Below are 25179 nucleotides of genomic sequence, written 5' to 3' on the forward strand. Positions count from 1 at the left end.
CGGCTCCGGCGCACGGGCCACCGGTCAGATCAGGCCTTGCACTTGTGCTTGGTGTTCCACGCCTTCACCGCGGCGGCCGGGCTCTTGGCCCCGCCCTTGCGCCACGAGGTGAGGTAGGACGCGGGCCACACGACACCGCGGCGGACCTTCCAGTCGCCGGTCTTCTTGCAGGCCGGGGAGATGCCGTAGTGCACGTGGCAGACGCCGCTCGAGTTGCCGGTCTTGCCGACCTTGCCGACCTGCTGACCGGCCTTGACCCGGACGCCCTTCTTGATGCCCGTGCCGACCACGCTCAGGTGCGAGCCGTAGTAGCGGACGCCGTCGTCACCGAGGATGGAGACGAACTTGCCACCGTTGTACGGCCCGTCCGGCTTGCCCTTCTTGTACTTGTCGACCCGGCTGACCTCGAGCACCACACCGTTGGTGGTGGCCAGGAACGGCTTGCCGCAGGCGGCGAAGATGTCCGTCGCCGGGTAGCCGGAATGGGTCTTGTGGTACGAGACGTTCGACGCCTTGACCGGGAAGACGTACTTGGTCTTGGCTGCGGCCGCGACCAGTTCCAGATCGGTCGTCACCGCTTGCTCGGCCGGCGCGGCCACGGCGGCGGCCGGAGCCGGCTGCCGGTCCGCGGGCGCCGCCACCGGCTCGCCGGAACAACCGGCCAAGCAGGCGAGGGCGGCGAGCCCGGCCAGGTAGGGATGGATTTTCATCGCGCCACCATAGGCGTCGAGACACCCGCCGCGCTGTCCCGAAACCGGCCGCTGTCAGCTATCTCTCGCCCGGCGGTTCGCATGATCGGCCGATCGTCGCGGGTCGGTGACTCCTCGTCGAGCCGGCGGCGCCCGTTCCCGGAACCCGGCCGTCGCGACCCCCTCTCCAGCGGGGTAGCCACACCGGGTCAGATGGCACGGTCGCGGCCGGACCAGTACGGGTCGCGCAGATGCCGTTTGTAGAGCTTGCCGTTGGGGTCGCGGGGTAGCGCGTCCACATAGTCGATGGTGCGCGGCAGCTTGAAGCGGGCCAGCCGGCCGGCGAGGAACGCCTGCAGTTCGGTGGTGAGGGCGTCACCCGGGGTCACCCCGGGCGCGGGCTGGACGACCGCCTTGATCTCCTCGCCCCACTCCTCGTGCGGGATGCCGAAGACCGCCACGTCGGCGACCGCGGGATGGGTGCTCAGTTCGCTCTCGATCTCGGCCGGGTAGACGTTCACCCCACCGGTGATGATCACATCGCCGGCCCGGTCGCACAGGTAGAGGTAGCCGTCGTCGTCGAGGTAGCCGATGTCGCCGACGGTGAACATCCGGTCCCGCCAGGCGCCGCGGGTCTTCTCGGCGTCGCCGTGGTACTCGAACGTGGCCTCCCCCATCTGCAGGAACACCGTTCCGGGCCGGCCCGGAGCACAGTCCTTGCCGTCGTCGTCGAGCACCCGGATCCGGGAGCCGGGCCAGGGGCGGCCGACCGAACCCGGCCGCTCCAGCCACTCGGCCGCGGTGATCAGGGCGCCGCCGCCCTCGGAGGCCGCGTAGTACTCGATGACGACCGGGCCGAACCAGTCGAGCATCTCCCGCTTGACCGGTTGTGGACAGGGTGCGGCGCCGTGGATCATCGCGCGCATCGAGGAGACGTCGAAGCTGGTGCGCACCGAGACGGGCAGGGCGAGCAGACGACGGAACTGGGTCGGGACCATGTGGCTGTGGGTGATCCGGTGCTGCTGGACCAGGCGCAGGAACGATCCGGCGTCCCAGTGGTCCATCACGACGACCGTGTGCCCGAACTGGAGCGAGATCACCGCGAAGTTCATCACCGCCGTGTGGTAGAGCGGTGAGCAGCACAGATGCACGTGGTCGTCGAACGGACGCAGGCCGAACAGCCCGAAGAACCACAGCGAGACCGGCGGCACCTGGTCCGGATCGAGGCCGAGCAGCGGGCGGCGGACCCCCTTGGGGCGACCCGACGTGCCCGATGTGTAGACCATGAGCGCGCCCGTCGTACGGCCGTCGGGTCGCCCGGAACCGCCGGCGCCGAGAGTGTCGAGCGGAGCGAAACCGGGCAGCTTCCCGGCCGCGTAGCGGCTCCTGGCCGGAAGGCCGGCCTCGTCGGCGGCACCGCGGGCCGTGTCGGCGAACCGGGGGTGCGTGATGAACGCCTTGGCGCCGCTGTCGCGCAGGATGTAACCGAGCTCGGCCGCGGTGAGATGCCAGTTCATCGGCACCACGTGCAGGCCGATCTGGACCGCCGCGAAGTAGGTGGTGAGGATGTCGGCGCCGTTCGGCAGCAGCAGGGCGATGGTGTCGCCGGCGCCCAGACCCGCCGCGCGCAGGCCGCGGGCGATCCGGTCGGCCTCGGCGGCCAGCTCGCCGTAGGTGAGGATGCGGCCGCCGGGCTCCACGATGGCCGTGTGCTGCGGGCGCTCCGCCGCGATGGTCCACGTCCCGATGCCGGTCATGCCCGAGACTCTATAACTCGTTCCATCAATGTAAAAGCCGTCGCCACGGCGTTCTTGCCGCGCAAAGTTGTAACGTGTTTCACTCACTGACGTGGATACACTGTCGGCGCCGCTGACCATCGCCTTCGACTACACCCGCTCGCTCGGGCCGGTGCTGGGCCGGTTCATGGCGGGGCTGCGCGGCGGGCGGGTGCTCGGTGGGCGCACCTCGGACGGGCGGGTGCACGTACCGCCGCTCGAATACGACCCGGGCACCCACGCGCCGGTCACCGAGCTCGTCGAGGTCTCCCCCGCCGGGACCGTGCTCAGCTGGACGTGGACCGACCGGCCGCTGGAGGGGCAACCGCTGGACCGGCCGTTCGGGTGGGCGTTGATCCGGCTCGACGGGGCCGACACCGCCCTGTTGCACGCCGTCGACGCGGGCGGCTCCGACGCGATGAGCACGGGGATGCGGGTGCGGATCCGCTGGGCCGCCGAGCGGATCGGCCACATCCGGGACATCGAGTGCTTCGAACCCGGGGAAGCCGGCCCCGATTCCGGTGGTGACGGCGCGGACGGAGCGGTCGTCGAGATCGTCACCACGCCCATCCGGCTGCACTACCGGCACAGCACCTCCGTCGAGGAGAGCGGATATCTGCGTGGGCTCGCCGAGGGGCGGATCGTCGGGCGGCGGTGTCCGGCCTGCCGGAAGGTGTACGTGCCGCCTCGGGTGTGCCCGGCGTGCGGGGTGGCCACGGTCGACGAGGTCGAGGTGGCCGATCGGGGGACGGTCACGACGTTCTGCGTGGTCAACGTGCCGTTCGCGGGGCAGCGGCTGACCCCGCCCTACGTGGTGGCGCAGGTGCTGCTGGACGGGGCGGACATCCCGATCCCGCATCTCATCCTCGGGGTTCCGGCCGCCGAGGTGCGGATGGGACTGCGGGTGGCGGCGGTGTGGCGGGACCGGGCCGACTGGACGACGACACCGGAGAACATCGACCACTTCGAGCCGTCCGGGGAAGCCGACGCACCCTACGAGACCTTTGCGGAGCATCTGTGAACGGGACATCCGCCGGCCGGGTCGCGGTCATCGGTTTCGCCGCCTCGGACGTCAGCGTCACGACGAGCGGGGTGGAGACGCTCGTGCCGGTCTTCGAGGCGGCGCTGGCGCGGGCCGCGCTCGATCGGCGGGACGTCGACTTCTGGTGCTCGGGGTCGTCGGATTATCTGGCCGGACGGGCGTTCTCGTTCGTCAACGCGGTCGACGCGATCGGGGCGGTGCCGCCGATCGCCGAGTCGCACGTGGAGATGGACGCGGCGTGGGCACTCTACGAGGCGTACATCAAGATCCTGGCCGGGGAGGCGTCGACGGCGCTGGTCTACGGGTTCGGCAAGGGCACCGCCGGTGAACTGGCCCGGGTGCTGGCGTTGCAACTCGACCCGTACACGGTGGCGCCGCTGTGGCCGGATGCGATCAGTGTCGGCGCGTTGCAGGCACGGCTCGGGATCGACACCGGATTGTTCAGTGAGCGGGACCTGGCCGCGGTAGCGGCGGCGCGCGACGAAACCTCTTCCGTGGAAACGCTGCTCGATCGACCGTACCTCGCCATGCCCTTGCGGGAGCACGACGTCGCGCGAGTCGCGGATGGGGCGTCGGCGGTCGTCCTCGCCGCGGCCGACCGGGTCGGCGGGCGGCGCGCCGCCTGGATCTCGGGTATCGGGCATCGCGTCGATCCGCAGGGGTTCGGGGAGCGGGACCTGACCGCCGTGCCGTCCGCGTCGGCCGCCGCCGCGGATGCCGGCGGGCTGGACGGTGTCGAGGTGGCGGCGTTGCATGCCCCGTTCACGCATCAGGAGTTGCTGCTGCGCCGGGCGCTCGGGTTGCCGGACGAGGTGCGCAGCGTGGCGTTCGGGAGCAATCCGATGTTCTCGGCCGGGCTGTCGCGGATCGGCGCGGCGGCCGAGGAGGTCATGTCCGGGCGGGCAGCCGTCGCGGCCGCGCACGCGACGGCCGGGCCGCTGCTGCAACAGAACCTGGTCTGCGTGCTGAGGAGTGGATCATGAGGCGAGCGGCGGTCCTGGGGACCGGGCAGACGCATCACCGGACCCGGCGCACCGATGTGTCGATGGCCGGGCTGTGCCGGGAGGCGATCGACCGGGCGCTGGCCGACGCGGGGGTCGGCTGGGAGCAGGTCGACGCGGTGGTGCTGGGGAAGGCGCCGGATCTGTTCGAGGGCGTGATGATGCCTGAACTGTTCCTGGCGTCGGCACTCGGTGCGGCCGGGAAACCGCTGCTCCGGGTGCACACCGCCGGTTCGGTCGGCGGGGCCACGGCGATCGTGGCGACGAGCCTGGTCCGGGCGGGGGCGCATCGGCGGGTGCTGGCGGTGGCGTTCGAGAAGCAGTCGGAGTCGAACGCGATGTGGGCCCTGTCGATCCAGCCGCCGTTCTCGGCACCGATCACGGCCGGGGCGGGTGGCTACTTCGCCCCGCACATCCGTTCATACATCCGCCGAGCCGGCGCCCCCGGGCACGTCGGGGCGTTGGTGGCCGTCAAGGATCGGCGCAACGGCGCGCTCAATCCCTACGCCCACCTGCGGCAACCGGAGATCACCGTGGAGTCGGTGCAGGCGTCGACGATGCTGTGGGACCCGATCCGGTACGACGAGACGTGCCCCTCGTCGGACGGGGCCTGCGCGGTGGTGATCGGGGATCAGGAGGCGGCCGAGGCCTCGGAGCGTCAGGTCGCGTGGATCCGGGCGACCGCGATGCGGACCGAGCCGACGTTCTACTCCGGTAAGGATCATGTCAACCCGCGAGCGGGCGCGACGGCGGCGGCCGCGCTCTGGGCCGCGGCGGGCATCAAGGATCCGCTCGACGAGGTGGACGTCGCCGAGCTTTATGTGCCTTTTTCATGGTTCGAGCCGATGTGGCTCGAGAATGTCGGATTTGTTGGACAAGGGCAAGGTTGGAAGCTTGTTGAATCAGGTGAAACCGCGCTCGGCGGTGCTCTGCCGATCAACCCCAGCGGTGGTGTCCTCTGTTCGAACCCGATCGGCGCCTCCGGGCTCCTGAGGTTCGCCGAGGCCGCCATGCAGGTGATGGGCCGGGCCGGCGAACACCAGGTGGCGGGGGCGTCGACGGCGCTCGGCCACGCCTACGGGGGCGGATCTCAGTTCTTCTCCATGTGGGTGGTCGGGAGGAATCCTCAATGAAACGTCGAACCCTTCTACAGGCCGGGGCGGCTGTCGCCGTCGCACCCGCGCTGAGCCTTCCGGCCGCTCAGGGCCGGACCGCGATCGTCATCGGCAGCGGGTTCGGGGGCGCGGTCGCCGCCTGGCGCCTCGCCCAGGCCGGGATGACCGTGACCGTCATCGAGCGCGGCCGCCGCTGGGATCTCAACAGCACCGGCACCACGTTCTGCACGATCAGCAACCCGGACTGGCGGTGCGCCTGGTTCGCCGACAACCCGCCGCTCGGGCTGGACGTCAGCAAGACCATCACCCGCGGGGCCGGGCTCATCCAGAAGCACGTCGGCGACGGCATCCAGGTGATGTGCGGGTCCGGGGTGGGCGGCGGTTCGCTGGTCATCGGCATGTTCATGCCCCAGCCGCGACGCGCCGACTGGGAGTCGGCCTACCCGGCGCAACTGTCGTACACCGAGTTCGAGAACACCTACTGGCCACGCGCCCGGCAGAACATCGGCACCGCGACCATCCCGGCCGACATTCAGAACCATGCGGCGTACGTGGGCGCGCGCACCTGGTTGCAGTACATCAGCGAGTTCGGTAAGACGCCGGTGCCGGTGCCGTTCGGGGTGAACTGGGACGTCATCCGGGACGAGCTGGCCGGGCGGGTGCCGGCCTGCCACACCATCGGCGAGGGACCGTTCGGCAGCAACTCGGGTGCCAAGAACAGCGTCGACAAGACCTACCTGAAGTGGGCGGTGGCCACCGGTAACGCCCGCATCCTGCCGTTGCACGAGGTCACCGAGATCCGTGAGGTGTCCGGGACGTCGACCTTCGAGGTGGCCTGCAAGCAGATCGACGACACCGGGAGCGTGCTGTCCAATCCGGTGTTCGCGGCCGACTACGTGTTCCTGGCCGCCGGGTCGCTGGGGAGCACGTCACTGCTGCTCAAGTCACGGGCACAGGGCAGACTCCCGCGGCTGACCAGCACCGAGGTGGGCAAGGGCTGGGGCAACAACGGGGACTTCCTGGTAGCCCGGCTCAACCTGCGCAGGACCGTCGGCACCGCCCAGGGCGGGCCGGGGAACGTGCGGTTCTACGACGACTCGAACCCGTACGCCAAAGCCGCGATGGCCTGGGAGGCGGCGCCCGTCCCGTCGTGGCTGCCCGGCACCTCGGCGCACCTGATCACCAGCCTGGCGTCCGAGCGTGGCGAGATCAGGTACGACGCGGCCACCGGGACCGGGAAGGTCTACTGGCCGTACGCGGAGATGGAGACGTCGTCGGACAAGGCCGGGCGGGACCTGGCGACCCGGCTGTGGTGGGCCACCGAGGGTTCGAAGGGGTCACTGCTGACCGGGTTGCCGTCGTACGACCGGGGCACCGGGATGGGGCTGGGGTCGCGGAACACCTACCACCCGCTCGGTGGCCTGGTGATGGGCAAAGCCACCGACTTCAGCGGAAAAGTCGCGGGATATCAGAATCTGTTCTGTGTGGACGGTGCGTTGCTGCCCGGCACGGCGTGCCTGGCCAACCCGGCGATCACCATCACCGCGAACGCCGAACGATGCCTGGATCTGTTCCTCGCGTCACTGGGCTGACCCATTCCTGCAACAAACCTGCAAATGGATTCCGTTGACTCGCAGATATGGCCGGTGGCAGATTCCATCTCGGAACATTTCCTTTGGCAGTCCGCCGGACCATCCCCAACGCTGCATTGTGCCGCGGTTCGTAAATGCGTTCCGCGGTCGGTGCGGCGTGTCCGGCGGATCCATTTGCGACAAGGAGTCCATCCCCCATGTCAGCAACACTCCGGGGCCGCACGCTGCGCCGATCCCTCGGCGCCGCCGGTCTCTCCGGCCTGGTGGCGGCCGGTCTGTTCCTCTCCATCGGTACGGCCGAGGCCGCCACGCTGTTCAGTGCCGACTTCGAATCCGGCAGCACCAGCGGATGGTCGAAATCGGGCGGCACATGGTCGGTGGTGAGCGACGGAACGCAGGCCATACAGCAGTCCGACACGTCCAGTGAACGGGCCCGCCAGTTCGCCGGAACCACCTCCTGGACGAACTACTCGGTGCAGGCCCGGGTCAAGGCGACCGCCTTCGGATCCAGCGCCGGTGTGGTCGCGCTGACCGGCCGGGCCGCCGGTTCCACGAAGATGTACCGGCTGTCGCTGACCGGCGCCAACCGGGTGCAGTTGGAGACCATGAACGGCAGCGCCGTGACGGTTCTGGGCAGCCTCAGCCAGACCATCTCGACCAGCACGTACTACACGCTGAAGCTGTCGTTCAGCGGGACCACGATCAGTGGCTCGGTGAACGGGACGAGCGTCGGATCGGCCACCGACAGCACCATCACGGCCGGGCGGATCGGGCTGCTCACCGAGTACGCGGCCGGCCGTTTCGACGACATCGTGGTCGACGACGGAGTGAGCACCCCGTCCTCCCCCACGACCTCACCGTCGTCCTCCCCCTCCACCTCCACCTCGCCCTCGGCCTCCTCCAGCCCGCCGCCGTCCTCCAGCGCCCTCTATGTGGCGCCCGGCGGCACGGACGGCGCGGCCGGCACGATCTCCGCACCGACCACGCTGACCTCCGCGATCACCCGGATCGCCGCGGGCGGCACGATCTACCTGCGCGGTGGCACTTACAACCACTCGGCGACGATCAACATCCCGGCCGGCAACAACGGGTCGTCCGGCGCCCTGAAGACGATCGCCGCCTACAACGGCGAGAAGCCGGTGTTGAACTTCTCGGCGCAGGCCGAGGACCCGGCCGCCCGCGGCCTGGCCGTCAACGGCAACTACTGGAAGGTGTACGGGCTGACCGTCGAGCGGGCCGGGGACAACGGCATCTTCGTCGGTGGCAGCAACAACGTCCTGGAGCGGACGATCACTCGCTACAACCGGGACACCGGTCTGCAGCTGTCCCGGATCGCGTCGGACACCCCGAACTCGCAGTGGCCGGCCAACAACCTGATCCTCAGCGCCGAGTCACACGACAACGCCGACTCCGACGGTGAGGACGCGGACGGTTTCGCCGCCAAGCTGACGGTCGGTTCGGGCAACGTGTTCCGGTACGCGGTGTCGCACAACAACATCGACGACGGCTGGGACCTGTACACCAAGACCGACACCGGCGCGATCGGCGTGGTGACGATCGAGGACTCGCTCGCCTACAACAACGGCACGCTCAGCGACGGCTCGACGGCCGGCAACGGCGACCGCAACGGGTTCAAGCTCGGCGGCGAGGACATCGCGGTCAACCACATCGTGCGGCGGACCATCGCCTACAAGAACGGCAAGCACGGGTTCACCTACAACAGCAACCCGGGCTCGCTGGCCATCTCGAACAACCTGAGCATCGACAACACCGAGCGCAACTTCAACTTCGACGCCGGTACGTCGGTCTTCCGCAACAACACGTCGTGCCGCTACTCCAGTGGCACGAACGACCGGATCATCGGCAACGCGGACTCCACCAACCAGTTCTGGTCGGGTACGAACGGGTCGCGCTGCTCCTCGTACAGCGGCGCTCTGGCCTGGTCGTTCGCCTCGGACGGCAGGCTGGCCGTGACCATCGGCGGGGTCGCCGTCTCGCTCTGACCCCCGGTCTCGCAGTGGGGCGCTCACCTCGGTGGGCGCCCCACTGCCGTTCACTTCGGAATCGTGTAGTCCGGCGGGAAGAGCTTGCACGGCTCCGGGTAGCCGTCGAACAGGCCCATCCTCACCATCCGGCCGGGCTCGCCGGTTTCCTGGTTGATCTCCTCGAAGATGACGAAATGCAGGGCGGAGCCGGCCGGCATCAGATCCCGGCGAACGGCCCAGGTGATCTCACCGGGCTTCGCGGGGACATTGCTGTGCGGCATGACGTCGTACATGTTCGGCAGGCCCTCCTTCTCGTTCTGGCAGCCGACGACCTTCTGCTCCTCGGGGACCTTGACGAACTCGACCAGGGCCGGGACCCCCGCCTTCTTCAGGGCGGCGTTCAGCTCGTCGGCGTCGACCAGCTGCCGGATCGAGAAGACGACCGTGTCCTCCTGGCGGGAGTCGACAGTCCAGGCGGCGACCTGGATCAGGCCGTGTTCCGGTTCGGCCGGGCGGCTCAGGGTCAGGCCGGCGGTCACCCCGGCGGCCAGTACCGCCACACCGAGGGCGGCGACTGTCCGGCGACGGCGGCGCACGCCTCGGCCACGGCTGGTGATGGCGTCCAGGCTCTCGCCCATGTGCACCTGGTCGAACTCGGTGCGGACGCGGGCGTACAGATCGTCGTCGTGGTCGATCACAGCTTCTGCTCCTGTTCGAGGACTGGTGTCAGGTGCGCCCGGAGGGCTCGGGTGGCGCGGGCCAGGTGGGCGGTCACGGTTCCGGCGGCGATGCCCAGGGTCCGTGCGGTGGTGTCGCTGTCCAGGTCGAGGAAGACGCGCAGCACGAACACTTCGCGCTGGCGGGTGGGCAGCGACCGCAGTGCCGCCATCACCCGTGGGTCGGGCAGGTGGTCGCCGGTGTCGTCGCGGCCGGAATCCGGCGTGGCCGGTTCGGGCACCTCCCGGCGTCGGCGGCGCCACCAGGAGATGTGCGTGTTCAGGGCGGTGCGGACCACCCACGCCCGCGGTGACGGGTGCCGGGCGACGGTGGACCAGGAGGCCCAGGCCCGGGCGAACGCCTCCGCGACCGCGTCCTCGGCGACCTGGCGGTTGCCGATGGCGGCCACCGCCGCGCGCAGGCAGTCGTCCCGGGCGCTCTCGTAGAAGGCGGCGAACTCCGCCCGTTGTTGTCCCACGCTGGTACTACGCCGGAGTCCCGCCATTCACTTACCTCATCATGGAAAAAATCGTGACAGTGCTTATATAAGTGCTGTTACATTCTTCGGATGACCGATGACTGGCTGGCCGACCCGACCGAGGAGAGCGTGTGGCGGCCCTGGCGGCTGTTGCAGGCGGCGATGGATGCCGAGATCGCCCGGGTCTACGCCGACGCGCGGATCGACGGGCTGAAACCGACCTGGGTGATGGAGCTGCTCCGACTGCACCACCGCGGGCCGATGACGATCACCGAGCTGGCCGAGTCGGTGCAGATCACCCACTCCGGGATGAGTCAGAAGGTGTCCGCGATGCGGGCGGGCGGCTGGGTCCGTACCGTGGCCGGGGTCGACGCCCGCACCAGAAAGGTCGAGCTGACCGCGAAGGCCGAGGCCGTGGTGCGCAGGCTGGCCGCCGAATGGCGGGCCACCGAGGCGGCGATCGCCGAGATCGAATCGGAGATCCCCTACCCGCTGAGCCGGGTGGTCCGCGACATCGAGGCGGCGCTGGCGCGGCGGAGCCTGCACACGCGGATCAGTGAGCGGCTGGCCGGAGACCCGGCATGGCAGTGAGCCGGGCGCTGCTCGACGTCGCTCCGCTGCGGACCTCGCCGGATTTCCGCCGGCTGTGGCTCGGCGGGCTGCTCTCCGGCCTGGGTGGGCAGATGGCCCTGGTGGCGGTGCTCTACCAGGTGTGGGAGTCGACCCGGAGCACGATCTGGACCGGTGCGGCGGGCCTGGCCCAGGCGCTGCCGATCATCGTGTTCGGGCTGTTCGCCGGGGCGCTCGTGGACCGGGTCGATCGGCGACGGTTCTACCTGGTCACCAAGATCGGGCAGGCGGTCTGCGCGGTGCTGCTGACCGTGCAGGCGTTCGCCGGCGGGTCCGCGACGTCGGTGCTGGTCCTGGTGGCGGTGCAGTCGCTGTTCGTGGCCGGTGGCGCGCCGGCCTCGCGGACGTTCCTGTCCCGGCTCCTCCCGGCCGAGCAGCTCGGCGCCGGGCTGGCGCTGAACCGGATCTCGTTTCAGGGCTCGATGCTGATCGGCCCGGCGCTCGGCGGTCTGGTGATCAGTGAGGTCGGGGTCGGCGGCTGTTTCCTGGTCCATACGGCCACGTTCGCGGTGGCGCTGTGGACGGCGATCCGCCTCCCGCCGATGCCCGCCGCCGCCTCGCCCGGGCTCACCGGGGTGCTGGCCGGGCTGCGGTTCCTGGGTGCCAGCCGACCGGTGCGGGGCGCGCTGCTCACCGACCTGGCGGCCACCGTGCTGGCCATGCCGATCAGTCTGTTCCCGGTGGTGAACGCGGAACGGTTCGGCGACGACCCGCGCACGCTGGGCCTGTTCCTGACCGCGATCGCGGTGGGCGGGGTGGTGGCGTCGGCGTTGTCCGGCACGTTCACCCGGTCCCGGCGGCCCGGCGCGGTCATGCTGGCCGGTGCGCTGACCTGGGGTGTGGCGCTCGCCCTGTTCGGGCTCGCGTCGAACGCGTGGGTCGGGCTGGCGCTGCTCGCGGTGGCCGGGGCGGCCGACACGGTCGCCGTGGTGTCGCGCAGCACCGTGGTGCAGCGGCACACGCCCGACGAGTTCCTGGGCCGGGCGGCGGCCGCCGAGCAGATCGTCGGGCAGGCCGGCCCGGACGTCGGCAACATGCGCGCCGGCCTGGTCGCGGCCGGCAGCTCGGCCACGGCGGCGCTGGTCAGCGGCGGCCTGCTGTGTGTCGCGGCGGTGGCCGCGATCGCGGCCCGCACCCCGGACCTACGAAAAGTCGATATACGGTAGGGCTGATGCGTATTCCGACCGACCTCGAGATCCGGGCGCTGCACGAGCGGTTCGCCCCCACGCCGGAGGCTTTCGAGCTGGTGTGGACGCACTGTCAGATCGTCTGCCGGATCGCCGAGCGGGCCGTCGGCACCGACGGCCTCGACATGGACCTGGTGCGGGCCGGATGCCTGCTGCACGACATCGGCGTGCACCGGCTCCGGCCGGGTGACCACTACGTGCGGCACGGGCTGCTCGGCTACCAGCTGCTCGGCGAGGCCGGGCTACCGGAGACGCTGCGCCGGTTCTGCTCGCACCACACCGGGGTCGGCATCACCCGCGACGACGTGCTCACCCAGCAACTTCCGCTGCCGGACTGCGACTTCCTCGCCGAGACGGTCGAGGAGGAGCTGGTCATGTTCGCCGACAAGTTCCACAGCAAGAGCACCCCGCCGCGGTTCCTGACGGCGGCCACGTTCGCGGAGCGGGTCGGCCGGTTCGGCGCGGAGAAGGTGAAGCGGTTCCAGACGTTGCTGGACCGGTTCGGCGATCCCGATCTGACCGATCTCTCCCTGGAGTACGGCCACCCGATCACCTGATCGACCGGCACCGGGCCGCCCGGCCGCTCCTCGGCGAGGAAACGGCAGAGCGGCCCGGTCGCGATCAGCTGCGGACGACGAGCGTGCTGCAGACCTTGTCGGAGAAGGTCTGCTTCTTGGCGTCCCACAGCGGCCACAGGTAGCCGATGCAGCAGGCCAGGCCGTCGAGGATGTGGGCCAGGTCGCGCAGGAAGGCCTTACCGGCACCGATCGGGTGGCCGGTCGCCTCGTTGAGGAGACGGATGTTCAGCGCCTTCTTGCCCCAGCTCTGCCCGGTCTTGCCGGCCTGGAACCACCGGTTGTACCCGCTCACGACGAACCCGGCGAGCAGGAACACGTAGTAGAGCGCGTTGGGCGTCTGCAGCCCGGTCACGTCGTCGGTGCTCATGCCGAGCAGCGTCGCGAGAAGGCTGAACGGCGCCACGATGAGGCCGTCGATCAGGTAAGCGCCGACACGGGAGCCCCAGCCGGCGAAGGCGGGAGCCGGCTGGCCGTAGGGCGACTGGCCGTACGGCTGCGGGGGAACCTGGCCCGAGTAGGGGTCACCAGGGGGCGGGTAGGTCATCTCACTTGTTCCTTAAAAGATGTCCGGCTGGAGCCGGTGCATTTGAAAAAGCCAGCTCACGATGGCGAGCAGACCGGCCGCCCAGCCCGTCTGGCGACGTTGCGCAGACGACCACGGGCGAGGCGGCGCCAGCACACCCGCCGCACGCAGCGCCACGAGGACGCCGGATGCGACAGTGACCGCCGCCAGACCGAAGATCAGAGGATTCGCTTGGAGAGCCAGATCCCACCGGCCACGGACCAGAGCCACCGCAGCGGTGGTCAGGCCACAGGCCGGGCACGGGATCCCGGTCACCGTCCGCAGCAGACAGGGGATTCCCAGGCCTGTGCCGGCGGTGACCGTCGGCCAGATCACCGCCCCTGCGGCGGCGAGGGCGCCGAAGCCGCCCACCCGCTCGGGGACGGAGAACTCACGCATGCACCTACCCCTTGATCTTTCGACAGGCAGAGATCATAAGGGCGGCGTCGATCCACGGCGACCCCATATACAGGGCAAATGTGACGGCCTTCGGTGGTATCTGCTCCCCGCGGGAGACCAGCGCAGCCGGAGGGTCAGCGATACCGAACCGGCAGGTGCTTGATCCCGTTGATCCATCCGGAGCGTAGCCGTTGCGCCGGCCCGGCGAGCGTGATCCCCGGCATCTGGTCGGCGATGGCGTTGAAGATCAGATCGATCTCCAGCCGGGCCAGGTTGGCGCCGAGGCAGAAGTGCGCGCCGCTGCCACCGAAGCCGAGGTGCGGGTTGGGACTGCGGGTGATGTCGAACGTGTGCGGGTCGATGAACACCGCCTCGTCGTAGTTGGCCGACCCGTAGAACATGGCGACCCGCTGCCCCCGCGGAATCGGCACCCCGGCCAGCGACGTGTCGTGGGTGGTGGTCCGCTGGAAGACGTTGATCGGGCTGCCCCACCGCACGAACTCGTCGACGGCGGTCCGCGGCCGGGTCTGTTTGAACAGCTCCCACTGCTCGGGGTTCGACAGCAGCGCGTGCATGCCGTGCGAGATGGCGTTGCGGGTGGTCTCGTTGCCGGCGACGGCGAGCATCAGCACGAAGAACCCGAACTCGTCGACCGACAGGTGCTCCCCGGCGATCTCGGCCTTGACCAGGGTGGTGACGATGTCGTCGCGCGGGCAGGTCTGCCGTTCGTCGGCCATCTGCATGGCGTACCCGAGCAGGCCCATCGCGGATTCCATCGGGTCGGCGCCACTGAACTCGGGATCGTCGTACCCGATCATCGAATTCGACCATTCGAAGACGTTGCCGCGGTCCTCCTGCGGCACGCCGAGCAGCTCGGCGATGGCTTGCAGGGGCAGTTCGCAGGCGACGTCGGTGACGAAATCGCCGTCCGGATCGATCGACGCCTCCGCCACGATCCGTTCGGCGCGCGCCTGCAACGCCGACCGCAGACTGTTGATCGCGCGCGGGGTGAAGCCCCGGGACACGATGGCGCGCTGCGCGGTGTGCTGCGGCGGGTCCATGTTGAGCAGGATGGCCTGCTGCATCTCGATGCCCTCGCGGGTCATGTCGGGCTGGAACCGGGCGATCGCGGTGTTCTCCCGGCTGGAGAACGTCTCGCTGTTACGGGACACCGCCATCACGTCGGCGTGCCGGGTGACCGCCCAGTAGCCCTCGTCGTCGAACCCGGCGCTGCCGCGCACCTGCGGGATCCAGCAGACCGGGTCGTCGCGGCGCATCTCGGCGAACTCGGCGTGCGGGATGCCGTGCAGGTAGATGTCCGGATCGGTGGGGTCGATGCGGGTGCGCGGCTCGGCCACAGCTCCTCCTACAGCAACAAGTTCTACCGATTCAAACACGTGACCTAGAACATTTGGTAGGTTCATTCGAGAACACGTTCTAGCTCGGTTGCAGCAGATTCGGCCCGGCAGGAGGTCGCGGTGGGCACACCGGTGATCGTCGATGCGGCGCGTACCCCGATCGGCAAGCGCGGCGGCTGGTTGTCCGGCCTGCATCCGGCCGAACTGCTGGGCACGGTGCTGACCCGGATGGCCGCGCACGGCGAGGTCGAGCAGGTCATCGGCGGCTGTGTCACCCAGGGTGGCGAGCAGTCCAACAACATCACCCGTACCGCGTGGTTGCACGCCGGGCTGCCACACGCCACCGGCTGCACCACCGTCGACGCCCAGTGCGGCTCGGCACAGCAGGCCGCGCACCTGATCGCCGGACTGATCGCCACCGACGCGATCAGTGCGGGCGTGGCCTGCGGGGTCGAGGCGATGAGCCGGGTGCCGCTGCGGGCCAACCTCGGCGACGCCGGTCTGCCCCGCCCCGAGTCGTGGAGCATCGACCTGCCCAACCAGTACGTGGCGGCCGAGCGGATCGCCGACCGACGCGGCCTGACCCGCGCCGACCTGGACCGGTTCGGGGTGCGCTCGCAGGTGAACGCGGCCCGGGCGTGGGCTGAGGACCGCTATCTCCGGGAGATCGTGCCGGTCGGCGAGGTCACCCGCGACCAGGGGCTGCGGGAGACCACCCTCGAAGGGCTGTCCGGTTTGAAGACGGTGCTGCCGGACGGGCGGCACACGGCCGGCACCTCGTCGCAGATCTCCGACGGGGCGGCCGCGGTGCTGCTGATGGACGCCGACCACGCGCGGGCGCTGGGATTGCGGCCGCGGGCCCGGATCGTGGCGCAGTGCCTGGTCGGGGCCGAGCCCTACTACCACCTGGACGGGCCGATCGCGGCCACCGACCGGGTCCTGACCCGGGCCGGCATGAAGATCGACGACCTGGACCGCTGCGAGGTGAACGAGGCGTTCGCCAGCGTGGTCCTGTCCTGGCTCGCCGTGCACCGCGCCGATCCGGACCGGGTCAACGTCAACGGCGGGGCGATCGCCCTGGGCCATCCGGTCGGCAGCACCGGCGCGCGCCTGCTGACCACCGCACTGCACGAACTGGAGCGGTCCGACGGCACCACGGCACTGGTCACCATGTGCGCCGGCGGGGCGATGTCGACCGCGACGATCATCGAACGCCTGTAGAGGAGCCGACCGTGGTCCCGTTCAAATTCCTCCTGCTCAGCGCGGCCCTCGCGGCCATCCTGGCGGCCATCGGCGTCACCGCCGTGATGGCCGCGCTCAACCCCAGCGCCAGCGAGGTCGCCAGCAACGTCAGCAACAACGACCCGCTGACCCCGCCCGAGTTCTACGGCACGCGATAGTCACCATCGATCGTCTCTCCCGCTTCGGCGGGAGAGACGATCGATCATGTGGTACGGCCACGCCCCAACAGTCGAAGCCGGCAACGGCAGGCCGTCCCCGGTGCTAGGAGACGGGCGTGGGCAACGGCTTCGTCACGTCGGCCGCCCGGTGTCCGCCGCGCGGGCTCGAGCCGCCGCGGGCCAGCAGCAAACCGACGGCGATCAGGACGAGGCCGAGGAACGCCAGCCCGATCGGCACGTACACACCGAGCAGCAGCAGCTGGCTGCGCCCGTCTGACGCCTGCTTGCCGACCGCGTCCAGGGTGGCCTGGTCGTACTGGAGGTCGGCGTCGAAGATGACGACCCGCTCGCCGAGGTTGGGCACCAGTTCGCGGTGCTGCTGCTCGCGGTATCCGACGATGGCGCCGGTCTGCGGCTCGATCCAGAGCGTGCGGGTGGCCCGGTAGGAGATGGTCCCGTCGCTGGCACCGGGTGCCAGGAAGGCGAGCAGCGCGCCGAGGCTGTCCGGGTTCATCGGGGCCGGCTGTTCCGGCACGACCTGCTGGAAGCGGTACGTGGGCAGGTCGTTGTAGTCCTCCTCGGCCTGGTATTCGAGCGGCAGCGCCTTACCCAGAGTCGAGTCCCAGTACTGATAGGTGGTCTTCTCGGTGCCGAACGGGAACAGGTAGAGGTGCCCGGAGAAGGACACGTTGCCCGGGGTGCACGGCACCGGCTCCTCGACGTGGCACTGCCCCTCCCACGGGACCGCCTCGCCGGTGGTGCGGTCGAGCGCGACCCGGCTCTCGGCGCTGTTGATCATTTCGTCGGTGTCGATCCGCCGGGTCGAGTGATACACGTTCCAGACCAGAGTCTCGCCGTCGAGTCCGGCGGCCGCCGCGAAGTCGGGTTTGATGCCGGTTGTCGAGCGCAGACCGGCGTTTTCCACGACCACCTGAGGCGTACCGTTCGGCAGCGTCTTGGCCTGCACGAACGACGCGTTGGCGGTCTCCACCACGACGTCGGGGGGCACCAGATCGAGCGGGACCTTCCGCTGGGACGGCACGATGACCCAGGCCAGGGCCATCGCGAAGAGCAGGCAGAGTATGCCGAGGCCGAACAGTGCCGTGCCGGTGATCCGCCGCATCGCGTCCTCCTGGTGAAACCCCTCCCAAAAACTAGAACGCGTTACAATCTACTGCCCCGTAACATCGATGGAAAGAGTTACGGGTGCTGACTGCTGACCGAGATGACCTCACCGGTCAGATAGGACGCGTAGTCACTGGCCAGGAAGGCCACCACGGTCGCCACCTCCCACGGTTCGGCGGCCCGGCCGAACGCCTCCCGCCCGGCCAGCTCGTCGAGCTCGGCCCGGCTCATCACCTTGGCCAGGAACGGGTGTGCCGCCAGACTCGGGGCGACCGCGTTGACCCGGATCCGGTGCGCCGCCACGTCCAGGGCGGTACACCTGGTGAACGCCATCACCCCGGCCTTCGCCGCCGCGTAGTGCGCCTGCCCGGCCTGCGCGCGCCAGCCCAGCACCGACGCGTTGTTGACGATCGCCCCGCCCCCGCCCTGCGCGATCATCTGGCGCAGGGCGGCCCGGGTGCAGCGGAACGTGCCGGTCAGCGTGACGTCGAGGACCAGGTGCCACTCCTCGTCGTCGAGCTCGGTGACCGGCCGGTTCCCGCCCAGGCCGGCGTTGTTGACCAGGACGTCGAGCCGGCCGAACCGGCTGACCGCCCCGCCGATCAGCCGCTGCACCGCGGCCTCGTCGGTGACGTCGCACGGGACCGCCCACACCCGGCCCGGATAGGCCGACGAGAGCAGGTCACGGGTTTCGCCGAGCCGCCGCTCGTGGCTGTCACCGAGCACCACCCGGGCACCCTCGTCGAGACAGCGCCGGGCCACCGCCGACCCGATCCCGGCCCCGGCCGCCGCGGTGACCACGACGACCTTGTCGGCCAGCAGGCCACGCCCGGTGGGGCCGGTCATCCGCGGGCCTGGCGGGGCAGTCCGAGCACCCGCTCGGCGACGATGCCCCGCTGGATCTCGTTGGATCCCCCGTAGATCGTGTCGGCCCGGCTGAACAGGAAATACGTCTGCCAGCGGGCCACCGCCTCCGGGTCGGCGGCACCGCGGGCGAGCACGTCCATGGCCAGCTCACCGAGCCCCTGCCGCCAGCGGGTCCAGAGCAGTTTGATCACCGACGACGCGGCCGGCTGCGGATCGCGCAGCACCCGCAGGGTGTGTGTCCGCAGCACCGACAGGTCGATCCAGGCCCTGGTCAGCCGCTCCCGCAGAGCCGGGTCAGTGGCCGCCCCGGTGCCGCGCGCGACCGCGACCAGGTCGTCCAGGTCACGCTGGAACCCGATCTGCTGCCCGACCGTGGCCGCACCCCGCTCGTAGGCGAGGGTGGCCATCGCGACCTTCCACCCCTGCCCCGGCTCGCCGACGACGAGTCCCGCCTCGGTGACCGCGTCGTCGAAGAACACCTCGTTGAACTCGCTGTCGCCGGTGAGCTGCCGGATCGGGCGGACCGTGATCCCCGGCTGCCGCATCGGCACGAGCAGGTAGGACAGTCCCGCCGAGCGGGGCCCACCGGCCGGGGCGGGCGCGGTGCGGGCCAGCACGAAACACCAGTCGGCCACGTGGGCCAGGGACGTCCACACCTTCTGCCCACTGAGCACCCAGCGGTCGCCGTCGAGCCGCGCGCGGGTGGTGACCCCGGCCAGGTCGGAGCCCGCACCGGGCTCGGAGTAGCCCTGGCACCACAACTCGTCGACCGCGGCGAGCTTCGGCAGGAAGCGGCGCTGCTGCTCAGGAGTGCCCAGGTCGATCAGCGTCGGTCCGACCATGGTGGTGCCGATGTGGTCGACCCGACTCGGGGCGCCGGCTCTCGCGTACTCCTCATGGAAGATGACCTGCTGGGACAGGGACGCGCCGCGCCCACCGTGCGCCACCGGCCAGGCCAGCGTGCCCCATCCGGCGGCGGCGAGCCGCCTGGTGAAGGCGAGCCGCTGCGCGAAGGCCTCGTTCTCCCGGCCGACCCCGCCGGTGCCGCGCACCTCATCGGTGAGCTCAGCGGCCAGCCACTCCCGGATCTCCCGCCGGAACGCATCGTCGTCGGTCACTGGCGTCGCCTCCCCGATCACGCGTAGGCTCACGCTACCGACCAAGCACTTGCTTGGTAAAGGGGAGGTCCGATGGAGACCGTTCCGGCGGTGGTGGCGCACGCCGCACGCGAGTTCGGCCGGGAGCCGGCTCTCGTCGACCCGCATCGGCGCAGGTGGAACTTCGCCGAGCTGCACGACGAGACGCAGGCGGTGTCCCGCGCGCTCATCGCATCCGGCATCGAACCCGGCGACCGGGTCGCGCTCTGGGCTCCCAACAGCGCCCGCTGGGTGCTCGCGGCGCTCGGCATCCTCGGCGCGGGCGCCACGCTGGTGCCGATCAACACCAGGTTCACCGGTGCCGAGGCAGCCGACATCATCACCCGCAGCGACGCGAAAGGGCTGATCGTCACCGGGCCGTTCCTCGGCACCGACCGACTGGCGTCGCTTCCGGCGGCGGCTCTGCCGCCGTTCGTGCTGCCACTGCCGCACTGGGACGCCTTCCTCGACCGGGCCGGTCAGGTCGCCGCCGAGGCGGCTTCGGAAAGAGCTTCGGCGGTACGCCCGGACGACGTCAGTGACATCCTCTTCACCTCCGGGACCACCGGGATCAGCAAGGGCGTGATGAGCGCGCACCGGCGGTCACTCGGGGTGGCCCGGGCGTGGGCCGAGATCGGCGGGGTCGGCGTCCACGACCGCTACCTGGTGATCAACCCGTTCTTCCACAGTTTCGGGCTCAAGGCCGGGCTGTTCGCGTGCCTGACCAGCGGGGCGACGATCGTGCCGCAGGCGGTGTTCGACGTGCCGCGCGCGCTCGAACTGATCGAGCACGAGCACATCACCGTGCTGCCCGGGCCGCCGACCCTCTACATCGGGCTGCTCGACCACCCGGGCCGGATCGGTCACGCGCTGGGCTCGCTGCGGCTGGCCGTCACCGGGGCCGCGACCGTGCCGCCGGTCCTGATCGACCGGATCCGGACCGAGCTGGGGATCGATACCGTGCTCACCGCGTACGGGCTGACCGAAGCCGTGGTCGCGACCATGTGCCGGCCCGGTGACGACACCCGGACCGTGGCGTTCACCAGTGGACGGGCCGCCGCCGGGTTCGAGGTGCGGATCGCCGAGAAGGACGGCGAGGTGCTGCTGCGCGGGCCGAACCTGATGCTCGGCTACCTCGACGACCCGGCGGCCACCGCGGCGGCGATCGACCCGGACGGCTGGCTGCACACCGGTGACGTGGGCCGACTCGACGAGAACGGAAACCTGACGATCACCGACCGGATCAAGGACATGTACATCTGCGGTGGCTTCAACGTGTACCCGGCCGAGGTGGAACGGGTGCTGGCCGGGCTGCCCGCGGTCGCCGAGGTGGCCGTGATCGGGGTGCCCGACGAGCGGCTCGGTGAGGTCGGCCGGGCGTACGTGGTGGCCCGTCCCGGCCACGACCCGGACCCGGCCGCGGTGATCGCCTGGTGCCGCGAACGGCTCGCCGGATACAAGACGCCGCGCTCGGTGGAGATCCGGGCCGAACTGCCGCACAACGCGAGCGGCAAGGTCCTCAAGTATTTGCTCCGGGAGGAATCATGAGTGACGAGGTGCGTTACGAGCGGCGTGGGCCGGTCGCGATCGTCACGATGAACCGGCCCCGCTACCGCAACGCGCAGAACTCGGCGATGACGTACGCGCTCGACGACGCCTTCACCCGTGCCGTCGACGACGACGAGGTGGCCGTGATCGTGCTGGCCGGTGCCGGTGACCACTTCTCGGCCGGGCACGACATCGGCACCCCGGAACGCGACGCCGACACGTCGTTCCCGCGCCGGGCGGTCACCTGGTGGGACCACACCTCCAAAGCCGGAGCCGATCGGCGGTACGCCCGGGAGATGGAGGTCTACCTGGGCATGTGCCGACGCTGGCGGGAGATCCCGAAACCGTCGGTGGCCATGGTGCAGGGCGCCTGCGTGGCCGGTGGGCTGATGCTCGCCTGGGTGTGCGACCTGATCGTGGCGGCCGAGGACGCGTTCTTCGCCGACCCGGTGCTGCGGATGGGGATCCCCGGGGTGGAGTATTTCGCCCACCCCTGGGTGCTCGGGCCGCGGTTCGCGCGGGAGGTGCTGTTCACCGGGGACCGGTTCGGGGCGCGCCGGGCGTACGAGATCGGCATGGTGAACCGGATCGTGCCGCGCGCCGCGCTGGAGACCGAGACCCTCGCGCTGGCCGCGCGGATCGCCGAGATGCCGCCGTTCGGGCTGGCGCTCGCGAAACGGGCGGTCAACCTGTGTGAGGACCAGATGGGCATGCGCGCCGGAATGGACTCGGTGTTCGGGCTGCATCACGTGGCGCACTCGCACAACGCCGAGGTCAGCGCGGATCCGCTGGCCGGACTCGACGCGAAGGCGATGAAGAAGGCCGCCGGATGAACCTCGATCTCGATCCGGAGGCGGTCGGATTCCGGGACTCGGTGCGGGACTGGCTGGCCGGCCACGTTCCTCGTTCCGCGCTGCCCGCGCCGGACACCGCGGCCGGGAGTGTCGCGCACCGGGAGTGGGAGGCGCGGCTGGCCGAGGCCGGGCTGGCGGCCGTGTCGTGGCCCGTCGAATACGGTGGCCGGGCCGCTCCGCCGCTGCACGCGCTGCTGTTCGACGAGGAGTACCACGCGGCCCGGGCACCGGTGCGGATCGGGCAGAACGGGCTGTTCCTGCTGGCGCCGACACTGCTCGCACACGGGACACCGGAGCAGTGCGCCCGGATTCTGCCGCCGATGGCGCGTGGTGCGCAGGTGTGGGCGCAGGCCTGGTCGGAGCCGGGGGCGGGCAGCGACCTCGCGGCCATCCGGTCCCGGGCCCGGCCGGTCGACGGCGGGTGGGTGCTGTCCGGGCAGAAGACCTGGAGTTCCCGGGCGGTCGTCGCGGATCGGGCGTTCGGGTTGTTCCGCAGCTCGACCGAGGAACGGCATCGCGGGCTCACCTATCTGATGTTCGACCTGCGGGCGCCGGGGGTCACGGTCCGGCCGATCCGGCAGCTCGACGGGACGGCCGGGTTCGCGGAGATCTTCCTCGACGACGTGTTCGTGCCCGATGCCGACGTGATCGGGACGCCCGGTGACGGCTGGCGGGTCGCGATGAGCACGGCCGGCCACGAGCGGGGGCTGACCCTGCGCGGGCCGGGCCGGTTCACCGCGGCCGCCGACCGCCTGGTCGCCCTCGACGCTCACGAAGATCTCGGCAGCCGGGTCGTCGACGCCTGGATCGGGGCGCGGGCCTATCGGATGGCGGCCTATGCGTCGCTCGACGAACCCGTAGCCCCGAGCGCCACCAAGCTCTTCTGGTCCCAACTGGACGTCGCCCTGCACGAGACCGCGCTCGACGTGCTCGGCCCGCTCGCGGAGATCGACTCGGCCTGGACCGACGGATACCTGTTCTCGCTGGCCGGGCCGATCTATGCCGGAACCAACGAGATCCAGCGCGACATCCTCGGTCATCGCGAGCTCGGGCTGCCCCGATGAGGCTCGCCCCGACCGACGAGCAGCGCCGCTTCGCGGACGTCCTGGACACGATGCTGACCAGGGCGGACGTTCCGGCGGTGTGGGCCGCCCGGGTGGACGGTGACGGCGGGCCGGCCCGTGATCTGTGGTCGTCGCTGAGCGATGCCGGGGTGACCGGCCTGCTCGTGCCGGAACGATTCGGCGGCCTCGGAGCCGGAGTCGACGACCTGGTGATCGTCTGCGAGGTGCTCGGCCGGCACGCGGTTCCCGGCCCGGTCGCCGAATCCGTCGCGGCCGCCCCCACGCTGCTCGCCTCCGACCGCCGCCTTCCGGAACTCGCCGACGGCCGGATCCTCGCCTCGGTGGCTGCGCCACCATTGCTGCCCTTTGCCGCCGACGGCGACGTGGCCGATCTTCTCCTGCTCCTCGACCACCATGCGGTACGGGTGGGCAGCCCCGGAAGGATCCACCGATCCGTGGACCCGGCCCGGCGGCTGGCCGAAGTCCTCCCGGGCGAGGTGATCGAGACCGCCGCCCCGATCCGGCGGGCTCTCGACCTCGGGACGCTCGCGTGCGCCGCCCAACTCCTCGGCGCCGGTCATGCCCTGCTCACGATGACCGTCGAATACGCCAAGACCCGAACCCAGTTCGGCCGCCCGATCGGCGCCTTCCAGGCGATCCGCCACCAGCTGGCCGACGTCGCGGTGGCGCTGACGTTCGCACGCCCCCTCCTCTACGCGGCCGCCGTGGCCCTCACCGAACCGGTCGCGCACCCGGAACTGACCAATCCGGGTCGGGACGTGTCGGCGGCGAAGGTGGCCTGCGGAGAGGCGGCGCTACGCGCGGCACGGACGGCGCTGCAGGTCCACGGGGCGATCGGGTACACGCGGGAGCACGGACTCGGGCGCTACCTCACCCGGATCCGGGCGCTGCACCTGTCCTGGGGTACCGCCGACTGGCACCGCCGCCGGATCCTCACCGAACTCGACGAGTCCGGGTCCGCCGTTCGAGATCCGGCGGGCGTTGACGGAATCCCGAGCGGGACAGCCGGTGACCAACGGCCTCAGCCCGAAAGTCGCCTCGCGGTCCGGCACCGGGACGGCGTCGCGGTGTGGCCACGGGACGGGCACAGTTCGGCGGGGTGGGGCCCACGCCGTACCGAAGAGAAGGGTTTCGAATGATGTTCGAGGAGCGTGCGGCGTTGCGGGCGGCGGTGCGTGGGCTGCTCGGCGGGCAGATCGCGGCGGACGGCATGTGGGCGCGGCTGTGCAAGGAGATCGGTGTCGCCGGGCTGACGGTGCCGGAGGAGTACGGCGGTTCCGGCGCTACGCTCGGTGAGGCCGCCGTCGTGCTGGAGGAGCTCGGCCGGGTGCTCAGCCCGGCGCCGATGCTGGGCACCGTGCTGGCCGTGCACGTGCTTCTCGAATCGGGCGACGAGGAGACCCGGGCCCGGCTGCTGCCGGCGATCTGCTCGGGTGAACGCATCGTGACCGCCGTCTGGGCCGGATGCGTGTTCCCGGCCGACACCGTGCTGGTCGTCCGGGACGGCACCCTGTCCGAGATCGAAGGCGGGATCGAGATCACCGACTCGCTGGACCTGACCCGGCCCACGGGCAGATTGCGTTCCGAGGACGGTTCGGCTCCGGGACTGCGGGATGTCGCCTGCGCCGCGCTCGCCGCCGAGCAACTCGGAACCGCCGAACGTGCTCTCGAACTCACCGTCGCCTATGTGCAGGAGCGTCATCAGTTCGGGCGGCCGATCGGGTCGTTCCAGGTGCTGCAGCATCGGCTCGCCGAGGCGTACGTCCGGGTCCAGGCCGCCCGGTCCGCCTCGGAAGCAGCCGTGCAGGCCGTCGCCGACGGTTCGGCGGACGCCCCACTGCTCGCCGCCGCCGCGAAGATCACCTGCTCGGAGACGTTGCGGGCGGTCGCCGCCGAGATGGTGCAGATGCACGGCGGGATCGCGATCACCTGGGAACACGACGCCCATCGATTCCTTCGGCGAGCCTGGGCGACGGCACAGATGTACGGTTCGCCGGAGTCCCATGTCGCGCGGCTCACCCCCACACTGCTGTCCTCTCCCGACTAGCATGATCCG

At 70.5% G+C, this 25179-nt stretch carries 24 protein-coding genes and 1 pseudogene; 15 read left to right on the plus strand and 10 right to left on the minus strand.

The genetic code is table 11. The features are described from left to right. Positions 1-29: 29 nt before the first annotated feature. Together Q0Z83_RS32235 and Q0Z83_RS32240 are read right to left on the minus strand one after the other, a co-directional pair. Positions 30-710, minus strand: a complete 681-nt coding sequence (locus Q0Z83_RS32235) for a M23 family metallopeptidase (RefSeq protein ID WP_317787004.1) — start codon at positions 708-710, stop codon at positions 30-32. 188 nt (positions 711-898) lie between these two features. Beyond that, positions 899-2446, minus strand: coding sequence for an acyl-CoA synthetase (locus Q0Z83_RS32240; RefSeq protein ID WP_317787005.1), 1548 nt, complete (start codon positions 2444-2446; stop codon positions 899-901). A 91-nt stretch (positions 2447-2537) separates the two neighbouring features. Here Q0Z83_RS32240 and Q0Z83_RS32245 point away from each other — a divergent pair, with 91 nt between their 5' ends. The 5 genes from Q0Z83_RS32245 (at position 2538) to Q0Z83_RS32265 (ending at position 9217) form a co-directional block, all read left to right on the plus strand. Further along, positions 2538-3485 carry a Zn-ribbon domain-containing OB-fold protein gene (locus Q0Z83_RS32245; RefSeq protein ID WP_317787006.1) on the plus strand — a complete coding sequence of 316 codons (948 nt, stop codon included), beginning with the start codon at positions 2538-2540 and terminating at the stop codon, positions 3483-3485. Continuing rightward, complete coding sequence (locus Q0Z83_RS32250; RefSeq protein ID WP_317787007.1) at positions 3482-4489, plus strand: lipid-transfer protein; 1008 nt, start codon at positions 3482-3484, stop codon at positions 4487-4489. The genes Q0Z83_RS32245 and Q0Z83_RS32250 overlap by 4 nt, the downstream gene beginning before the upstream one ends. After that, complete coding sequence (locus Q0Z83_RS32255) at positions 4486-5640, plus strand: thiolase domain-containing protein (RefSeq protein ID WP_317787008.1); 1155 nt, start codon at positions 4486-4488, stop codon at positions 5638-5640. The genes Q0Z83_RS32250 and Q0Z83_RS32255 overlap by 4 nt, the downstream gene beginning before the upstream one ends. Beyond that, the gene (locus Q0Z83_RS32260) at positions 5637-7214 is read left to right on the plus strand and encodes a GMC family oxidoreductase N-terminal domain-containing protein (RefSeq protein WP_317787009.1); all 1578 of its coding nucleotides are present in this window, start codon (positions 5637-5639) and stop codon (positions 7212-7214) included. Before Q0Z83_RS32255 ends, Q0Z83_RS32260 begins: the two co-directional genes overlap by 4 nt. Positions 7215-7411: 197 nt before the next feature. Continuing rightward, a complete protein-coding gene (locus Q0Z83_RS32265) occupies positions 7412-9217 on the plus strand; it encodes a cellulose-binding protein (protein ID WP_317787010.1) in 1806 nt (601 codons plus the stop codon). A gap of 50 nt (positions 9218-9267) precedes the next feature. On the opposite strand, the gene Q0Z83_RS32270 is transcribed toward Q0Z83_RS32265, so the two are convergent. After that, entirely contained in the window at positions 9268-9897 is a 630-nt protein-coding gene (locus Q0Z83_RS32270) for a hypothetical protein (protein WP_317787011.1), read from the minus strand. Further along, on the minus strand, positions 9894-10394 hold the full coding sequence (locus Q0Z83_RS32275) for a sigma-70 family RNA polymerase sigma factor (RefSeq protein WP_317787012.1): 501 nt from the start codon (positions 10392-10394) through the stop codon (positions 9894-9896). The genes Q0Z83_RS32270 and Q0Z83_RS32275 overlap by 4 nt, the downstream gene beginning before the upstream one ends. A 90-nt stretch (positions 10395-10484) precedes the next feature. Between Q0Z83_RS32275 and Q0Z83_RS32280 the strand changes: the two genes are divergently transcribed. The 3 genes from Q0Z83_RS32280 to Q0Z83_RS32290 are packed head-to-tail and all read left to right on the plus strand — an operon-like array spanning position 10485 to position 12768. Next, a complete protein-coding gene (locus Q0Z83_RS32280) occupies positions 10485-10985 on the plus strand; it encodes a MarR family winged helix-turn-helix transcriptional regulator (RefSeq protein ID WP_317787013.1) in 501 nt (166 codons plus the stop codon). Next, positions 10976-12190, plus strand: coding sequence for an MFS transporter (locus Q0Z83_RS32285; RefSeq protein WP_317787014.1), 1215 nt, complete (start codon positions 10976-10978; stop codon positions 12188-12190). The genes Q0Z83_RS32280 and Q0Z83_RS32285 overlap by 10 nt, the downstream gene beginning before the upstream one ends. 5 nt (positions 12191-12195) lie before the next feature. Beyond that, complete coding sequence (locus Q0Z83_RS32290; protein WP_317787015.1) at positions 12196-12768, plus strand: HDIG domain-containing metalloprotein; 573 nt, start codon at positions 12196-12198, stop codon at positions 12766-12768. Positions 12769-12832: 64 nt separating this feature from the next. On the opposite strand, the gene Q0Z83_RS32295 is transcribed toward Q0Z83_RS32290, so the two are convergent. The 3 genes from Q0Z83_RS32295 to Q0Z83_RS32305 form a co-directional block, all read right to left on the minus strand. Next, positions 12833-13333, minus strand: a complete 501-nt coding sequence (locus Q0Z83_RS32295; RefSeq protein WP_317787016.1) for an RDD family protein — start codon at positions 13331-13333, stop codon at positions 12833-12835. 12 nt (positions 13334-13345) lie between these two features. Then, positions 13346-13750: a DUF2752 domain-containing protein gene (locus Q0Z83_RS32300; RefSeq protein WP_317787017.1), complete on the minus strand. Its 405-nt coding sequence runs from the start codon at positions 13748-13750 to the stop codon at positions 13346-13348. A gap of 134 nt (positions 13751-13884) precedes the next feature. Beyond that, positions 13885-15108 carry a cytochrome P450 gene (locus tag Q0Z83_RS32305; protein WP_317787018.1) on the minus strand — a complete coding sequence of 408 codons (1224 nt, stop codon included), beginning with the start codon at positions 15106-15108 and terminating at the stop codon, positions 13885-13887. Between the two features lie 120 nt (positions 15109-15228). Here Q0Z83_RS32305 and Q0Z83_RS32310 point away from each other — a divergent pair, with 120 nt between their 5' ends. Together Q0Z83_RS32310 and Q0Z83_RS32315 are read left to right on the plus strand one after the other, a co-directional pair. Next, a complete protein-coding gene (locus tag Q0Z83_RS32310; protein ID WP_317787019.1) occupies positions 15229-16329 on the plus strand; it encodes a steroid 3-ketoacyl-CoA thiolase in 1101 nt (366 codons plus the stop codon). Between the two features lie 11 nt (positions 16330-16340). Beyond that, positions 16341-16508, plus strand: coding sequence for a hypothetical protein (locus tag Q0Z83_RS32315; protein WP_317787020.1), 168 nt, complete (start codon positions 16341-16343; stop codon positions 16506-16508). A gap of 103 nt (positions 16509-16611) precedes the next feature. Here Q0Z83_RS32315 and Q0Z83_RS32320 read toward each other — a convergent pair whose 3' ends face one another. The 3 genes from Q0Z83_RS32320 to Q0Z83_RS32330 form a co-directional block, all read right to left on the minus strand. Next, positions 16612-17631 (minus strand): DUF3068 domain-containing protein, encoded by a 1020-nt coding sequence (locus tag Q0Z83_RS32320; RefSeq protein WP_317787021.1) that lies wholly within the window; start codon positions 17629-17631, stop codon positions 16612-16614. 77 nt (positions 17632-17708) lie between these two features. Beyond that, positions 17709-18479, minus strand: coding sequence for an SDR family oxidoreductase (locus Q0Z83_RS32325; protein WP_317787022.1), 771 nt, complete (start codon positions 18477-18479; stop codon positions 17709-17711). Beyond that, the gene (locus Q0Z83_RS32330; protein WP_317787023.1) at positions 18476-19651 is read right to left on the minus strand and encodes an acyl-CoA dehydrogenase family protein; all 1176 of its coding nucleotides are present in this window, start codon (positions 19649-19651) and stop codon (positions 18476-18478) included. The genes Q0Z83_RS32325 and Q0Z83_RS32330 overlap by 4 nt, the downstream gene beginning before the upstream one ends. 39 nt (positions 19652-19690) lie before the next feature. Between Q0Z83_RS32330 and Q0Z83_RS32335 the strand changes: the two genes are divergently transcribed. The 5 genes and pseudogenes from Q0Z83_RS32335 (at position 19691) to Q0Z83_RS32355 (ending at position 25170) form a co-directional block, all read left to right on the plus strand. Further along, positions 19691-21184: a FadD3 family acyl-CoA ligase gene (locus Q0Z83_RS32335; protein WP_317787024.1), complete on the plus strand. Its 1494-nt coding sequence runs from the start codon at positions 19691-19693 to the stop codon at positions 21182-21184. Beyond that, positions 21178-22017 (plus strand): enoyl-CoA hydratase, encoded by an 840-nt coding sequence (locus Q0Z83_RS32340; protein ID WP_317797171.1) that lies wholly within the window; start codon positions 21178-21180, stop codon positions 22015-22017. The genes Q0Z83_RS32335 and Q0Z83_RS32340 overlap by 7 nt, the downstream gene beginning before the upstream one ends. Continuing rightward, entirely contained in the window at positions 22014-23102 is a 1089-nt protein-coding gene (locus Q0Z83_RS32345) for an acyl-CoA dehydrogenase family protein (protein ID WP_317787025.1), read from the plus strand. Before Q0Z83_RS32340 ends, Q0Z83_RS32345 begins: the two co-directional genes overlap by 4 nt. After that, positions 23099-24067: pseudogene (locus tag Q0Z83_RS32350) on the plus strand (acyl-CoA dehydrogenase family protein); the annotation flags it as partial. The gene Q0Z83_RS32345 and the pseudogene Q0Z83_RS32350, both read left to right, overlap by 4 nt. Before the next feature lie 194 nt (positions 24068-24261). Further along, complete coding sequence (locus tag Q0Z83_RS32355; RefSeq protein ID WP_317787026.1) at positions 24262-25170, plus strand: acyl-CoA dehydrogenase family protein; 909 nt, start codon at positions 24262-24264, stop codon at positions 25168-25170. The last annotated feature ends 9 nt before the right edge of the window (positions 25171-25179 follow it).

The sequence above is a fragment of the Actinoplanes sichuanensis genome (assembly GCF_033097365.1).
In the GTDB taxonomy this organism is placed as follows: Bacteria; Actinomycetota; Actinomycetes; order Mycobacteriales; family Micromonosporaceae; genus Actinoplanes; species Actinoplanes sichuanensis.